Consider the following 15,399-nt stretch of genomic DNA (forward strand, 5'->3'; position numbering starts at 1 on the left):
CAAAGCGCGCGCAACGAACACCCGCGCCCTGAAATGCCTTACTTCAACACATGAGCGATCGCGCTAGCCACCACGTCGAGGTTGCGCGTATTCAGCGCTGCCACACAGATACGGCCCGTGCCCACGGCATAGATACCGAACTCTTCACGCAGACGGTCCACTTGCGGCGCCGTCAGACCCGAGTACGAGAACATGCCACGTTGTGCGTTCACGAAGCTGAAGTCGCGATCCACGCCGCTTGCCTTCAGACGTTCGACCAGACCGTTGCGCATGGCGCGGATACGGTCGCGCATTTCGGCGAGTTCCGTTTCCCACGTGGCGCGCAATTCGGCCGACGCGAGCACCGCTGCGACCACCGCGCCGCCGTGCGTCGGCGGGTTCGAGTAGTTCGTGCGGATCACGCGCTTCAGTTGCGACAGCACGCGAGCCGATTCTTCCTTGCTTGCCGTGATGATCGACAGTGCGCCGATGCGCTCGCCATACAGCGAGAACGACTTCGAGAACGACGACGACACGAACACGTTCAGTTCCGATGCCGCGAACAGGCGGACTGCTGCAGCGTCGGATTCGATGTTGTCGCCGAAACCCTGGTAAGCGATGTCGAGGAACGGCACCAGATTGCGCGCCTTGACGACTTCGACGATCTGCTTCCATTGGTCGACAGTCAGGTCGACGCCGGTCGGGTTGTGGCAGCACGCGTGCAGCACGACAACCGTGCCTGCGGCATAGCTGTTCAGCGCGCTCAGCATGCCTTCGAAGTTCACGCCGTGCGTGTGCGCGTCATAGTACGGATAGGACACGACTTCGAAGCCGGCGCCTTCGAACAGCGCGCGGTGGTTTTCCCAGCTCGGATCGCTGATCGCGACCTTGGTGTTCGGGTTCAGGCGCTTCAGGAAATCGGCGCCGATTTTCAACGCACCCGTGCCGCCCAGTGCCTGCGCCGTCACAACGCGGCCTGCGGCGATCAGCGGCGAATCATTGCCGAGCAGCAGCTTTTGCACTGCGGCGTCGTAGGCAGCGATGCCTTCGATCGGCAGATAGCCACGCGGCAGCGCGGCTTCGACGCGTGCCTTTTCCGCGTCGCGCACGGCGCGCAGCAGCGGAATCTTGCCTTCTTCATTGAAGTACACACCAACGCCAAGGTTGACCTTGGTGGTGCGCGCATCGGCGTTGAAGGCTTCGTTCAGGCCCAGAATCGGGTCGCGGGGAGCAAGTTCGACGGCGGAGAACAGAGACATGATGGGTGGGCTGGTAGTGAAAAGAGGGCGGCTTCAAGCGCGGGCTACCCGGCCAAAAGTTGTCTGACGAACGATTCAGGCAGAAGGCGGGCATCGGCGAGCGAGCGCAACTTCGCATTGTAGCGAATCCGCGGGCGTTTTTCGGCCGACAAAGCCTGCTGGACTGAATTATTTGCTTGAAAAACAGGCACTCCGGCGTCATCTGGTCGTAGCGGATCTGCCTCTGGCCAAGCCGGCGAAGGCTGAGCAGCGGCCCCAAACCGGCGGGAAATCGCCTTTTCATCGGCCCCCTGGCGTGCACCCCTCCTGCCACGCTCCCCCTACGCAGACCCGCTCAGCCCGGGTTCCCGCAACCCGTTAGAATAGTTCTTTGCCCAAGGCCCGGTGCCGCTCCCCATGTCCGAACAACATCTGACTGAAGTCGACGAGACGCTCGACGAATCCAAATTCGTCACGTTCGAAGGCTCGCCGTTTCAGCTTTATCAGCCGTATCTGCCCGCTGGCGACCAGCCCACGGCGATCGACACGCTCGTCGAAGGCATTGAGGACGGCTTGTCGTTCCAGACGCTGCTCGGCGTGACCGGCTCCGGCAAAACCTTCACGATGGCCAACACCATCGCACGGCTCGGCCGGCCGGCGATCGTATTCGCGCCGAACAAGACGCTCGCCGCGCAGCTCTATTCTGAGTTTCGCGAGTTTTTTCCGCGCAACGCGGTCGAATATTTCGTCTCGTACTACGACTACTACCAGCCGGAAGCGTACGTGCCGCAGCGCGACCTCTTCATCGAGAAAGATTCCTCGATCAACGAGCACATCGAGCAGATGCGGCTGTCGGCCACCAAGAGCCTGATGGAGCGGCGCGACGTGATTATCGTCGGCACGGTGTCGGCGATTTACGGTATCGGCAACCCGTCCGAGTACCACAAGATGATTCTGACGCTGCGCACGGGTGACAAGCTCGGCCAGCGCGACATCATCGCCCGGCTGATCGCGATGCAGTACAACCGCAATGAAGCTGATTTCCAGCGCGGCTCGTTCCGCGTGCGCGGCGACACGATCGATATTTTCCCGGCGGAGCACGCCGAAATGGCGGTGCGTATCGAGTTGTTCGACGACGAGGTCGAGACGCTGCAATTGTTCGATCCGCTCACCGGCCGCGTGCGGCAGAAGATTTCGCGTTTCACCGTGTACCCGTCGTCGCACTATGTGACGCCGCGCGACACCGTGGTGCGCGCGGTCGAAACGATCAAGGACGAACTGCGCGAGCGGCTCGAGTTTTTCTACAGCAACGGCAAGCTCGTCGAAGCGCAGCGGCTCGAGCAGCGCACCCGCTTCGATCTGGAAATGCTGCAGGAACTGGGTTTCTGCAAAGGCATCGAGAACTACTCGCGGCACTTCTCGGGCGCGGCGCCCGGCGAGCCGCCGCCGACGCTGGTCGACTACCTGCCGTCCGACGCGTTGATGCTGCTTGACGAGTCGCACGTGCTGATCGGCCAGCTGAATGGCATGTACAACGGTGACCGGGCCCGTAAAGAGAATCTGGTCGACTACGGTTTTCGCTTGCCGTCGGCGCTCGATAATCGCCCGCTCAAGTTCAACGAGTTCGAGCGCAAGATGCGCCAGGTGGTGTTCGTGTCGGCCACGCCGGCTGACTACGAAAAGAAAACGGCAGGGCAGGTGGCCGAGCAACTGGTGCGTCCTACCGGCCTCGTCGACCCGGAAATCGAAGTGCGTCCGGCGCGAACCCAGGTTGACGATGTGCTTGCCGAGATCAACGAACGCGTCAAGGTGGGCGACCGTGTGCTGGTCACGGTGCTGACCAAGCGGATGGCCGAGCAGCTGACCGAGTTTCTGGCCGACCACGGCGTCAAGGTGCGTTACCTGCACAGCGACATCGACACGGTGGAGCGGGTCGAAATCATTCGCGATCTGCGGCTGGGCACGTTCGACGTGCTGGTCGGGATCAACCTGCTGCGCGAGGGGCTGGATATTCCGGAAGTCTCGCTGGTCGCGATTCTTGACGCGGACAAGGAAGGCTTCCTGCGCGCCGAACGCTCGCTGATTCAGACCATCGGCCGGGCGGCGCGTAACGTGAATGGCAAGGCGATTCTCTATGGGGACAGGGTGACCGACTCGATGCGCCGCGCTATCGACGAAACCGAGCGGCGGCGCACCAAGCAGATCGCCTACAACCTGGAGCGCGGCATTACCCCGCGCGGCGTGGTCAAGCGGATTCGCGACATTATCGACGGGGTGTACAACGTCGACGACGCCCGCGCCGAGTTGAAAGAACAGCAGACTCGGGCGAAATTCGAGGACATGTCCGAGAAGCAACTCGCCAAGGAACTCAAGCGTCTCGAAAAGCAGATGATGGAGCACGCCAAGAACCTCGAGTTCGAAAAGGCTGCGCAGACCCGCGACCAGCTGGCGCTGTTGCGGCAACGCGTATTCGGCGCGAACGTCGGCGACCACGTACCCGGCGTCCAATAAACTCTTCCTGTCCGTCAGGGCGCGGCGATGTGCCGCGTCTTGTCTCTCCCCCGCCTCACGCTCCGCCAGCACCTTCGCCCGCGCTTTCCTTAGGAGCGCCTTAAGGCCCTGCTGCCATAAGGCTTTGCGTGCGTCCCCGTTTGTTCTCCTTGCCGATCAATGATAAACTCGGCCAATATTGAGAATGGTTCGCATTAACGTTCGTAATGCGATTGTTTGCGGCCTGTTGCCTCAGTCGGAGGATGTCGGGATCGCGGCATAAAACGCATGTGCACCGCGCTGTTCCAATGGGTTCGATTCCAGTCTGATAAAAACAAGGAGTTTCAATGCGGATTTCTTCATTTGTGCGTGGTGGCGCAGCAGCGGTGGCCGCAGTAGCGGCGCTTTCCGCAACGGCAGCGGAATATCCGATCGGCAAGCACCAGATCCAGGGCGGCATGGAAATCGGTGCGGTCTACCTGCAGCCGATCACGATGGAACCCGAAGGCATGATGCGCAAGGCGTCGGATTCGGACGTCCATCTGGAAGCCGACATCCACGCGGTCAAGAATAATCCGACGGGTTTCGCCGAAGGCGACTGGATGCCGTATCTGCAAGTTCGTTATGAATTGACGAAAGCCGGTTCGAATCAGACCCAGAAGGGCGACATGATGGCAATGGTCGCCAACGACGGTCCGCACTATGGCGACAACGTCAAGTTGCAAGGCCCGGGCAAGTACCACCTGAAGCTGATCGTCGAGGCGCCGATGCAAACTGGCCACATGGCTTTCGGCCGTCACGTCGACAAGGAAACCGGTGTAGGCCCGTGGTTCAAGCCGATCACGCTCGAGTACGACTTCACGTTCGCGGGTATCGGCAAGAAGGGTGGTTACTAATCGCCGTAGACGCAGATCATCACAGCTCGTCACGCATCGGTGCGTAGCGAGCCGTGAATGAGTGAATGCATGCAGCAGGCGGTGCGCGGACAACAAAACCCGCTGATCCGCGTTTTCCGGAAAGGCTAATGAGAATTAACCGAAAGATCGCGATCCTCGCCATGACCGCTTTGACGGTGGGGGGCGCACACGCAGTGGATCTGCCGACCTTCAACCTGGAAATGAACGACGGCAAGCTCATTCCGGCGCGCATCGAAGTGCCGGCAGGGCAGCGCATCAAGATCGCGATACGCAACACCGGCAAGGGTGCGGCCGAATTCGAAAGCGTGCAATTGCGTAAAGAAAAAGTGTTGGCGCCGGGCGGCGATTCGTTCGTCGTAATCGCACCGCTCTCGCCAGGCGAGTACAAGTTCTTCGACGACTTCCATCAGCAGGCGCAGGGCGTGATCGTCGCGAAGTAGTGGCTTGGGGTGCGAGCGTCTGCCTTGAACAACCGGGTTACGCGTTCGCCAAAGCAGTAGAAGAGTAGAGGGGAGAGCTTGGATGGGTCAGATTCTATTCATCGTGTGGCGGGAAAGTGTTGAGGCCTTGCTGGTCGTCGGCATCCTGTACGCGTGGTTGAAAAATGGCGACGACGACGCGCGCCGTGGTTTGCCGTACCTGTGGGGCGGCGTCGCGGCCGGTGTGATCGCGGCGGTCGCGCTTGGCGCGGCGCTGGTCGGTTTCACCGAAGTGCTCTCCGGTGACGCGCAGGATTATTTCCAGACCGCAATGGTGCTGGTCGCGTGTGTGCTGATCGTGCAGATGGTGCTGTGGATGAAGCAGCACGGCCGGTCCCTCAAGCGCGACATGGAACAGTCGCTGCAAAAGAGCAAGCACGATTCGAACTGGTGGGGCGTCGCGTTGCTGGTCGCATTGGCGATCGCGCGCGAGGGCAGCGAAACGGTGATCTTCCTGTATGGCCTTGGTTTCGGCCAGTCCGGCCACGTGGATGGCAGCCAGATGCTCGCCGTGGCGATCGGCCTCGGTCTCGCATTCCTGACCTTCTACGTGCTGCAGTTGGGCGGCAAGTATTTCTCGTGGCGGCTCTTCTTCCGCGTCACCGAAATCATGCTGCTGTTCCTCGGCGCGGGTCTGTTCCAGACCGGTGTCGACAAGCTGATCGACAAGGAGATCCTGCCGACGATCATCGACCAGATGTGGAATTCGTCAGCAATCCTCGACGACTCGAGCACGTTCGGCTCGCTGGTCGCGACGCTCACCGGTTATCGTGCCCACCCGGCATTGATGAATCTGATTGCCTACGCCGTGTACTGGGCGGTCGTCTATCTGCTGGTGCGTCGCGCTAATCGCAAGCCGGCGCAGCAGGCCGCCAGGCGCGCGGCATGAGTACTGTCATGACCCGTCCGGGCCGCCTCGCCGCGGCCGGGCAGTGGATGCAGCGTCACGGTGGTTTGATCCGCGGCATTCAGTGGGTCGTGGTGGCGGTGTACGCATTCCTGATTCTCGTGCCCGCGGTGATGCCGCTGCCGGACGACACCGCGCATCTGTGGAATAACCTGACGCTTGCCGCGCAGTTCGTGTTCTGGGGCATCTGGTGGCCGTTCGTGTTGCTGTCGATGGTGATGCTCGGCCGCGTCTGGTGCGGCGTGCTGTGTCCGGAAGGCGCGCTCGCCGAATTCGCCAGCAAATATGGCCGCGGCTGGGCGATTCCGCGCTGGATGCGCTGGGGCGGCTGGCCGTTCGTCGCATTCGGCATCACCACCATCTACGGTCAGATGGTGAGCGTCTACCAGTATCCGAAAGCGGTGCTGCTGGTGCTCGGCGGCTCGACTTTTGCGGCGATGATCATCGGCTTGCTGTACGGACGCGAGAAGCGCGTCTGGTGCAAGTATCTGTGCCCCGTCAACGGGGTTTTTTCGCTACTGGCGCGTCTCGCGCCGTTCCACTACAAAATCGATGAAGACGCGTGGCGCCGTTCGTACAAGAACGGCGAACATGGGCATCGTGTGATTCCGATCAATTGCGCGCCGCTGGTGCCGCTGCGCAATATGAAGGGCGCGTCGGACTGCCATATGTGCGGTCGTTGCAGCGGACATCGCGATGCGATCGCGCTGACGTGGCGCGCGCCGTCGTCGGAAGTCGTGCAGCTCGGCGACAGGCAGGCGAACCCGTGGGATACCGCACTGATCCTGTACGGCCTGCTCGGCATCGCGATCGGCGCATTCCACTGGACCGCTTCGCGCTGGTTCGTCGACCTGAAGATGTTCTTCGCCACGTGGCTGGTCGATCACGACATCACCTGGCCGCTCGACACCAACGCGCCGTGGTTTCTGTTCACGCATTACCCCGAGCAGAACGACGTATTCTCGTGGCTCGACGGCACGATGGTGATCGGCTATATCCTCGCTACGGCGCTGGTGTACGGCACGGTGCTGCTGGTGCTGCTGATGGGCGCGACGCGCACGCTGGGGCGTTTTAGCGCCGTGCGTCTGCATCATTTGACGCAGGGCCTGATTCCGATTGCCGGCGCGGGCGTGTTTCTCGGCTTGTCGGCGACCACGCTGTCGCTGCTTCGCGCGGAACATATGTCCTTGTGGTGGGCGTCGGATATGCGTATCGCGATTCTGGCGATTGCCAACCTGTGGAGCGCGTGGCTCGCCTGGCTCGTCACGCGGCGCTATAGCGAGCGCTTCGTTCAACGCGGCCTCGCGATGGTGTGGTTCGTCGCGGCGCTGGCGGTGGTCGATAGCGCATGGTGGCTGATGTTCTGGGGCTGGGCTTCGAAGTAAGTCTTAACGATTCGGCGTACTACCGGGCCCCGCCTGGCGCTGCGCCAAACAAAAAGCCGTGGAGATGGCACCATCCCACGGCTTCTTTTATTTCTGAATCTGCGACACACGTCGTTTCGTGCATCCGCATTGGGTGAGAACCAAAAAAGCGGCCTGGCTTGCTGCGACGGCTGGCTTGGTGTCTGCACGAAGGGGTCTAGTTCTCACGTGCAAGCCGTCGTGGCTGGCTAATGCCTAACACCTCTCGAGGAGGTGGTCCCCACAATACCCGGTACTGACTTCTATTCGTTGTTGCCTGTTACTTCGTCAGGATCAGCTTGCCTAAGCGTGTCGCACGCAACTGGTAGGTCTCGCCGTTATGCATGATGCTGACGTGGCTATGTCCTTGCAGCAATGCGTCGCTGCGCACGACCCGATCCGACTTTTCGCTCGTACCGCTGGCGAGATCCGCTGCGGGCTTCGCCGCGGATGCTGTCGCCGTCGCTGCTTTCGGACGACTGGTCAGCGCGGCCGCCGGGCGGCGCAGGCTGAGTGTGGAAGAGCGCGTGAGATCGGTCATTCGTTTTAGCTGTTGGTCGATTCGATGGATTAATTCTAAATGATAACTATTCCCATTTACAAGAAAGAGAAATTCATCGGATTCGACTTTCGATAGCTGAACGACGCGAGGGAGAACGGCCAGGAAGCAGGCCGCATGAGGCCACCTTCCACACGGCGGCCTCATGCGGCGCAACGGCGCGGGCAGAGTGCCCGCACACGCATCAATGCAACGAACCGGGTTCCTGCCTGGTCTGCACGTACTGGCGGATCAGCCGCACGGTATCGATATCGTTCTCGCGATACGCCGATTTCACGATTTCCTGCGTCTGCACAGCGTCCTGATCGTCGGAGACGGGCAGGGTTGTTGTGTACTCGAAGCGCAGGAACAATTGCAGTTCGTCAGGCTGCTCGATGGTCATGGTGAGCGAGCCGCCGACATAGTCTGCCGTCGGCAGAATGTCATAGCGCACACTCTGGCGATCCCGCAGCGTGACACGGTCACGCACCGTGGCCTTGCCATAGTGCAGCTCCCGTTCGAGCGTGTCGCCTTCACGCGAAAGGATGGTGCAACTGTCGAGTCCGATCACGAACAGTTGCGGCTGTTCGGCGCGCAGCACGAGACCCTCCCACAACTGCTCGGGGGTCATCGAGTCGACTAACGGATTCAACGGATCGTTGATCTGGATAAGGTGTTCGAAATTCAAAACGACGGCTTCCTATGAAAGCGTTGCAATACCTGCGGCCCCGTTAGCCGGTGCCGGCCGATCCGGGCCATTCCTGTATCAGGCGACGGCAAGACCCGAACGGATCGTGATCGAATGCGTGAGGATCTTGTGAACCGGGCACGCATTGGCAATTTGCAAGAGTCGTTCCCGCTGCTCGTCGGACAGATCGCCTTCCAGCATGATCTTGCGGTCGATGGTCGAACCCGCGTCGCCGGTTTCAAGCGATAGCGCCACGCGCACGTCGGCGAGCGGCCAGCCCTTACGCTGAGCGTACATCTTCAGCGTGATCGACGTGCAGGCCCCGAGACTCGACAGCAACAGCGCGACAGGCGTCGGCCCGCGATCGCCGCCGCCTAGCGACTCGGGTTCGTCGGCAAGCCACGTGTGCTTGCCGTCGTCGAAAAGGACCTGAAAATTCGTCGAACCGATGTGGGCGGTGACGGTGGGCTCTGCCATGCGCGCTCCTGAACAGGGACGGAAATCGCCGCGCGCCACGGTCTGTCATGGTGAGACAGCGTGGTGCGCGGCATGAGCCGCTATTGTGAACGAATTTACCGGCCTTCGCGCCATGTGTGGCGGCGCGCGCGGTGTGGTGAGAGCGCGCCACCACAGTCGTCAGCGGTGGCGCGTGCCCACGTGGTCAGTCAGTGCGTGATCGCGCCCATGCGCCCAGCCTGATAATCGATCACGGCCTGGCGGATTTCGTCTTCCGTGTTCATCACGAACGGACCGTAGCGCACCACCGGCTCTTTCAACGGCACGCCGCCGAGGAGCAGCACTTCGAGCGGTTCGGCCCCCGCCGTCAGCGTGACCGACTCGCCGTCGTTCTGAAACACCACCATCGTCTGCGCGTCGATTTCCCGGCGCGCTTCGCCTTCGCCATAGAAACCTTTGCCGGACAGGCTGTAAGCAAACACGCGATAGTCGGACGGCACCGGCTGCTGGATCGATGCCCCCGGTTGCAGCGAGAAATGCTGGTACAGGATCGGCGTGCGCGTTTCGATCGCTGCCTTCACACCGAGCGCTTCGCCCGCAATTACCTTGACGCGCACCTTGCCGTCCGCGGAAGTCGCAACCGGAATGCTGGCCGACGGCATTTCCTGGTAGCGCGGTTCGATCATCTTGTCGCGCCGCGGCAGATTGACCCACAACTGCAAGCCGTGCACGCGTCCACCGGTGCGCACGAACGACGGGTCTGGCATCTCGCTGTGCACGACGCCCGCGCCCGCGGTCATCCACTGCACGTCGCCGGCATGCAGCGTGCCTGAATGGCCCGCCGAATCCTTGTGACCGAACTGGCCCTCGAGTACGTACGTGACTGTCTCGAAGCCGCGGTGTGGATGATCCGGCGCGCCTTTGGCCTCGCCCGGCGCGTAGTCGATTGGACCCATTTCGTCGAGCAGCAGGAATGGATCGAAATCCATCAGCATGCGGGTCGGAAACGGGCGGTGGACGACAAAACCGCCACCTTCGGTCGTGCGAACGGCGGGAAACGTGCGTTCGATCGTGCGTGCCGTGCTCATCAAAGTCACCTTGAAAAATGGGGAATAGCGTTATTTTTGAAACATGGAGCTATTATAGGGACCGTTTTTCAAGGTGCCAGCCGCTGTCACGCAATGGATTGTTCTATTACTGGAACGATGAGATGAAGATCGATTCACACAATCTGAATGACCTGATGTACTTTTCGCAGGTCGTCGAACACGGTGGTTTTTCCGCCGCCGAGCGCGTGCTGGGTATTTCCAAGTCGCGCCTGTCGCGCCGGCTGACCGAGCTGGAAGCGTCGCTGGGCGTGCGTTTGCTGCAGCGTTCTACCCGCAAGCTGGCGCTCACTGAAGCCGGGCAACTCTTCTATCAGCATTGTCAGGCGATGCTGAGCGAAGCGCAGGCTGCCGTCAACGTGGTGCAGCAACTGCGGTCGTCGCCGCGCGGCACGGTGCGCGTGAGCGTGCCGGTGACGATCTCGCAGACCATCCTGTCGCAGATCCTGCCGGAATTCATGCATCGCTACCCGGAAGTACGGGTGGTGATGCGCGTGACCAACCGCGTAGTCGATCTGTTCGAGGATTCGATCGACCTCGCGTTACGCGTGCGCTCCGATCCGCCGGAAAACGCCAACATCGTCGTGCGCCCGCTGTGGCGCACGCAGCAGATGCTGGTCGGCGCGCCGAGCCTGTTGCAGCAGAATGCGCCGCCGTTGTTGCCTGCCGATCTGGGCCGTTTCGAAACGCTCGATGTACCGACCGGCGACGGACGCCACGTTTTCGATCTGATTGCCCCCGACGGCACGCGCCACGCGCACGAACACGAGCCGCGCCTCGTCACCGCGGATCTGATGACGATTCGCGAAGCGGTGCTGTCCGGCGTGGGTATCGCCGCGTTGCCGGAGATGATGTACGGCAGCGCGTTGCGCGCGGGGCAGTTGTCGCCGGTAATGCCGGACTGGACCTTTCCGACGCCGCAGTTGTACGCGGTATTCGTGTCGCGGCAGGGGATGGTGCCGGCGGTGCGCGCATTCGTCGATTATCTGGTCGAAATGCTCGATCCGGACGAAGGTAAACACATCATGGGCGAGTGCCCGACGCGTCCAACGCAAGACGCATCACAGCCTGTTCTCGCGGTCGCGTCATAGCACTTATTACGTGCGGCAACATCGCTTTTAGCATTTAAGCGCCGCTTGTCATGAGTACTTTCAATGACGGTTTGCTTGAATGCGCGCGCTCGCGGGCCTATAGTGAAATCCCTTCGCTAAGGAGTCTCTTATGCGAAAATTCATGGCCTCTATAATAGTGGGCCTGATAGGGCTGACCGCGCTGTCCGTGTCGATCACGGCTGTCGCATGCGGTGACTCGAGCTATCAGTCATCTTCTGATGGTAAATAATCCCGCCGCCCGAAGGCGCCGAGTGCGCACAAAAAAGGCCTTCATCTGACGATGAAGGCCTTTTACTTTTAGCCCTTGTTTCAAGGGTTTTTCTGATTTTTCGGTAGGCGCGGCTTAACAGTGGCGCATTGCTACGGCGCGTCTCCTGCCTTCACTAGCGCTTATTTGCCTTTAGGCTGCGTGACGAAGCCGATCTTCGTGAGGCCGCCGGCCTGCGCCGCCGACATTACTTCAGCCACTTTTTCGTACGCGACTTTGCGATCCGCATCCAGATGCAGCTCCGGCTGCGGATTCGCTTGCGCAGCTTCTGCAATCTTCGCGCGCAGTGTCGCGTCGTCGACCTTCTTGTCGTCCCACAGCACGTTGCCGTCCGCGTCGACGGCGACCGTCACTTGCGCGGGCTTGGTGTCTTCCTTCTGACTGCTCGCGTGCGGCAGATCGATTTTGACCGCGTGACGAATCACCGGGATCGTCACCATGAAGACGATCAGGAGAACCAACATCACGTCGACAAGCGGCGTCATGTTGATTTCGTTCATCAGGCCATCATCATCGTCGCTGGCGAAAGGGCTCATTGCCATCGGAATGCCTCGTCGATCAGTTGGTGCGTGCGGCGAGGCGCAGACCGTCGCCGCGCTTGGACGACGACAGACGGGCGCCCGTCACGAAGAATGCATGCAGGCCGTGCGCAAAGCGGCTCAGCTTGGCGACAAGCGCCTTGTTGGCGCGCGTCAATGCGTTGTAGCCCAGCACTGCCGGAATCGCGACGAACAGGCCGAACGCGGTCATGATCAGCGCTTCGCCGACCGGGCCCGCGACCTGATCAATCGACGACTGGCCGCTCGCGCCGATCGCGAGCAGGGCGTGATAGATGCCCCACACGGTGCCGAACAGGCCGACGAACGGCGCCGTGCTGCCGATCGACGCGAGAATCGCCAGACCGCTTTGCATGCGCGCGACGCTTTCGTCCATCGTGTCCTTCAGGCAGCGCGTCACCCAATCCGACACGTCCATGCGATCGTGCAGATGCGGTTGCGTCTGATGATGGTGATCCGCGGCTTCCTGCCCCGACAGCGCGAGTGCGAGGAACGGATTGTCCTGCGGCGTCGACGATCCTGCGCCGAGCTTCTTCACGCCGTCGGCGAGATCATCTGAATGCCAGAACTGCTGCTCGGCATTCTTCGTGAGTCGCTTCAGGCGCATCACATTCCAGCCTTTGATGACGATCACGCTCCACGACATGACCGACATGATCAACAGTGCGAGCGCGATACCGCGCGTCACGAAATCCCCTTGCGCCCACACGTGCGCCAATCCGTAGTTTTGCATTGCATTTCCTTGTTTTTAAAATCTGCCTCAATCGTTCAGATTGAAGTTGTAAGGCTGGGTGTACGCGGCCCGAATCGGCTGGCCGTTCTCGAGATAGGGCTTGCAGGCACTCGCGTGTGCTGCGGCAACCGCGGCGTCATCCAGGCGGTTGAAGCCGCTGCTCTTTTTCAGTTCGATGTTCTCGAGCTTGCCCGTCAGTCCGACCACGAACTTCACATAGGCGGTGCCGGTTTCACCGCGTCGTTTGGACAGCGACGGGTACTCTGGCGTGACCATGCTGCAGTCAATGTGCGAAACGTTTTTCGGCGCGGTGATTTCCATCGTCGGACGGCCGACTGCCGGCGCAGCCTGAGCGGGCGGAGCAGCCGGCGCGGGCGGTGTCGGATCAGCCGCCGCAACGGGCGTGGGCGACGGCGCGGCGGCCACCGGCAATGGCGTAGGCGTCGGCTTGGGCGCCGGTGTTGGCTTGGACTGGACTTTGGGCTTGGTATGAACCGGTGGTATCGGCCTGGGCGGCGGCGGTGTGGTCGATTGCAGCGCAACGGGCGCGGCCACCGGCGCCGGCGCCAGCAACTGCGCGGTCATGACGCGCGATTCGAGCGGCGGCGCGACGGGTTCATGACGCAACGTCAGGATCACCGCAAGCAAAGCGACGTGAATCGCCGCGACAGCGGCAGTCGCGGTCAAGGCACGGGAGTTCATTCGGGCGGACGAAGCCGGCGTGGCGCCGGCTGAAACGGTATGCGAGGCCTGCATGTTAGCGTGGCGACGTGCCGTCGATGCGGCACGTCAGACAAGACATCGTCATGTTCGGAAGATCAGCAACGAAATGAACAAAGTAGTCACGAAACCAATCAACAATTCCATCTCAAACTCCTTTTAACGGGTGAGCGGGTAGCTGGCTGGTACGGATACTGGCTTGCTGACGGCAGTGGGATAAGGCTTGAAGCAGCGCATACAACAAGCGCATGAAGCAGTGAAGCGATAAAGCGTTGATCACCCGGGACGCGGCGTGGACCGTGTCCTGAAACCAGCCTCAGGCGGCCTTGCGTTCGTAAAACGTCAGCGGCATAGCCTGCGGGTGATGATCGAAGCCGCAGCGGCTCGCGCACACGCCGCTTTCCATCATGACGCCGCGCACGGATTCCGCGCACTTGCCACAGCAGGAAGCGACGCCGAGTTCGAACTGGAGTTCGTCGAACGAATCGACGCCTTCCGCGATCGAGGCACGGATCTTTCGGTCAGAAACAGACTTGCAGACACAGACAATCATGGCAGGGCGTCATAGCTAACGTTAATGCGAACTATTATCATTTTGATTGGCTGGTTTGGCAAGCGTCCTGCATGATTTTTTGTAACAAAACCAGACTCTTAGAAGGGTTTCGTCTACGGGACGGGATTCGTCGCAGGTGGCGGGAAGGGTGCAAAAACGCCTAAGAAGCGCGCAAAACAGCCATGGGGCGGCCTAAAAGGCAGCTGGCGAGGGTTTTTATGCGGCTTGGGAGTCCGGCGCTGCCGTGCGGCGCGAAGGGATCACGACCTGCTCGACTGTCGCGTCGATGTGCAGCAGGCTCGCGGCGAGCTGTTGCTGATGCGTGCCGTCGCCGGTGGAATAAAAGCGGGGCAGAGCAGGTTCGGCGCTTTCGGGGGCGGCGCGCAGCCCGTGCTGGTCGAGTACCCGTTCCAGCTGGCGTGCGATGGCCACGCTCGTATCGATTAGCACCAGCCGGTCGCCGACGATGTCGCGGATCGCCGCATCGAGAAACGGGTAGTGGGTGCAGCCGAGCACCAGCGTGTCGGCGCCGGCATCGAGCATGGGCTGCAGGTAGCTGCGCAGGAGCGCACGCAGTTCGGCGGAGCCTACGTCGCAGCGTTCCACTGCCTGCACGAGCCCGTGGCCAGGCTGGCAAAGAAAACGGCAATCGGCGGCGTAGCGCTCCAACAGTGTCTGAAAGCGGGCGCTGCGCAAGGTCACTTGAGTGGCGAGCACGCCGGCGACACGCGCTTTGGACTGCAGCGCGGCCGGTTTGACACCCGGCTCGACACCCACCAGCGGGATCGCCAGTTTTTCGCGGACCAGCGCGATCGACTGCGCGGTTGCCGTGTTGCATGCGACCACAAGCGCCTTGGCACCTTGGCTCGCGAGCCATTCGCAGATCGCCAGGGTGCGGTCGGCGATGAAGTCGTCGTCGCGTTCACCGTAGGGAGCATAGAGCGAGTCGGCGGCGTAGATGAGCGCTTCACCCGGGAGTTGCGTCCGGACCGCTCGCAGTACCGACAAACCGCCCAGACCCGAATCGAAAATGCCGACCGGCGCCCGCGAACCGCCACCTGAGAGGGCAATCCGGGCACTCGAAGACGGCGATTCTACGGGCATAGGCGATAAGGAGACGCGCGGCACAGCGGTCACGGAAAACTCACGAAAACAGGAACGTGCGCAAGTATATCGCCCGCACGGCGCCTATCCTGGCAAACAGGCCGGCCAACAAGATGGCGTATGAGCCGGTTCATGTGCCGACGCACGGGCG

Annotated in this window: 16 protein-coding genes; 6 read left to right on the forward strand and 10 right to left on the reverse strand. The window is 61.4% G+C overall.

What is annotated here, in order from left to right; all coding sequences use genetic code 11:
• Positions 1–38: 38 nt before the first annotated feature.
• On the reverse strand, positions 39–1,238 hold the full coding sequence (locus PQR40_RS36530) for an amino acid aminotransferase (protein WP_408511078.1): 1,200 nt from the start codon (positions 1,236–1,238) through the stop codon (positions 39–41).
• Between the two features lie 396 nt (positions 1,239–1,634).
• Between PQR40_RS36530 and uvrB the strand changes: the two genes are divergently transcribed.
• From uvrB to PQR40_RS36555, 5 genes are all read left to right on the forward strand, one after another.
• Positions 1,635–3,728, forward strand: a complete 2,094-nt coding sequence (gene uvrB, locus PQR40_RS36535; protein WP_408392262.1) for an excinuclease ABC subunit UvrB — start codon at positions 1,635–1,637, stop codon at positions 3,726–3,728.
• 326 nt (positions 3,729–4,054) lie between these two features.
• Positions 4,055–4,603 (forward strand): iron transporter, encoded by a 549-nt coding sequence (locus tag PQR40_RS36540; RefSeq protein ID WP_120347004.1) that lies wholly within the window; start codon positions 4,055–4,057, stop codon positions 4,601–4,603.
• Positions 4,604–4,731: 128 nt separating this feature from the next.
• On the forward strand, positions 4,732–5,064 hold the full coding sequence (locus PQR40_RS36545; RefSeq protein WP_408234505.1) for a cupredoxin domain-containing protein: 333 nt from the start codon (positions 4,732–4,734) through the stop codon (positions 5,062–5,064).
• Between the two features lie 82 nt (positions 5,065–5,146).
• On the forward strand, positions 5,147–5,992 hold the full coding sequence (locus PQR40_RS36550) for an FTR1 family iron permease (RefSeq protein WP_408234502.1): 846 nt from the start codon (positions 5,147–5,149) through the stop codon (positions 5,990–5,992).
• Positions 5,989–7,395: a 4Fe-4S binding protein gene (locus PQR40_RS36555; protein WP_408234499.1), complete on the forward strand. Its 1,407-nt coding sequence runs from the start codon at positions 5,989–5,991 to the stop codon at positions 7,393–7,395. Before PQR40_RS36550 ends, PQR40_RS36555 begins: the two co-directional genes overlap by 4 nt.
• A gap of 298 nt (positions 7,396–7,693) precedes the next feature.
• Here the strand turns inward: PQR40_RS36555 and hemP are convergent, their stop codons facing one another.
• The 4 genes from hemP to PQR40_RS36575 all read right to left on the reverse strand — a co-directional run bounded on the left by hemP (position 7,694) and on the right by PQR40_RS36575 (position 10,183).
• Complete coding sequence (gene hemP / locus PQR40_RS36560) at positions 7,694–7,954, reverse strand: hemin uptake protein HemP (protein ID WP_408234496.1); 261 nt, start codon at positions 7,952–7,954, stop codon at positions 7,694–7,696.
• Between the two features lie 202 nt (positions 7,955–8,156).
• Positions 8,157–8,639 (reverse strand): SRPBCC family protein, encoded by a 483-nt coding sequence (locus PQR40_RS36565; RefSeq protein WP_408234493.1) that lies wholly within the window; start codon positions 8,637–8,639, stop codon positions 8,157–8,159.
• 78 nt (positions 8,640–8,717) lie between these two features.
• Positions 8,718–9,116 carry an OsmC family protein gene (locus tag PQR40_RS36570; RefSeq protein WP_408234490.1) on the reverse strand — a complete coding sequence of 133 codons (399 nt, stop codon included), beginning with the start codon at positions 9,114–9,116 and terminating at the stop codon, positions 8,718–8,720.
• 188 nt (positions 9,117–9,304) lie between these two features.
• Positions 9,305–10,183: a pirin family protein gene (locus PQR40_RS36575; RefSeq protein ID WP_408234487.1), complete on the reverse strand. Its 879-nt coding sequence runs from the start codon at positions 10,181–10,183 to the stop codon at positions 9,305–9,307.
• A 122-nt stretch (positions 10,184–10,305) separates the two neighbouring features.
• On the opposite strand from PQR40_RS36575, the gene PQR40_RS36580 reads away from it, so the two are divergent.
• Positions 10,306–11,292 (forward strand): LysR family transcriptional regulator, encoded by a 987-nt coding sequence (locus PQR40_RS36580; RefSeq protein WP_408234484.1) that lies wholly within the window; start codon positions 10,306–10,308, stop codon positions 11,290–11,292.
• 411 nt (positions 11,293–11,703) lie between these two features.
• Here PQR40_RS36580 and PQR40_RS36585 read toward each other — a convergent pair whose 3' ends face one another.
• The 5 genes from PQR40_RS36585 to murI form a co-directional block, all read right to left on the reverse strand.
• The gene (locus tag PQR40_RS36585) at positions 11,704–12,123 is read right to left on the reverse strand and encodes an ExbD/TolR family protein (protein WP_408336913.1); all 420 of its coding nucleotides are present in this window, start codon (positions 12,121–12,123) and stop codon (positions 11,704–11,706) included.
• A 16-nt stretch (positions 12,124–12,139) separates the two neighbouring features.
• Positions 12,140–12,871: a MotA/TolQ/ExbB proton channel family protein gene (locus PQR40_RS36590; protein ID WP_408234478.1), complete on the reverse strand. Its 732-nt coding sequence runs from the start codon at positions 12,869–12,871 to the stop codon at positions 12,140–12,142.
• Between the two features lie 27 nt (positions 12,872–12,898).
• Positions 12,899–13,627, reverse strand: a complete 729-nt coding sequence (locus tag PQR40_RS36595) for an energy transducer TonB (RefSeq protein WP_408392255.1) — start codon at positions 13,625–13,627, stop codon at positions 12,899–12,901.
• Positions 13,628–13,907: 280 nt separating this feature from the next.
• Entirely contained in the window at positions 13,908–14,144 is a 237-nt protein-coding gene (locus PQR40_RS36600) for a (2Fe-2S)-binding protein (protein ID WP_408220589.1), read from the reverse strand.
• Between the two features lie 216 nt (positions 14,145–14,360).
• Positions 14,361–15,248 carry a glutamate racemase gene (gene murI / locus PQR40_RS36605; RefSeq protein WP_408511084.1) on the reverse strand — a complete coding sequence of 296 codons (888 nt, stop codon included), beginning with the start codon at positions 15,246–15,248 and terminating at the stop codon, positions 14,361–14,363.
• Positions 15,249–15,399: the final 151 nt, after the last annotated feature.

Source organism: Paraburkholderia sediminicola (genome assembly GCF_046026855.1).
Taxonomy (GTDB): domain Bacteria; phylum Pseudomonadota; class Gammaproteobacteria; order Burkholderiales; family Burkholderiaceae; genus Paraburkholderia; species Paraburkholderia sediminicola_A.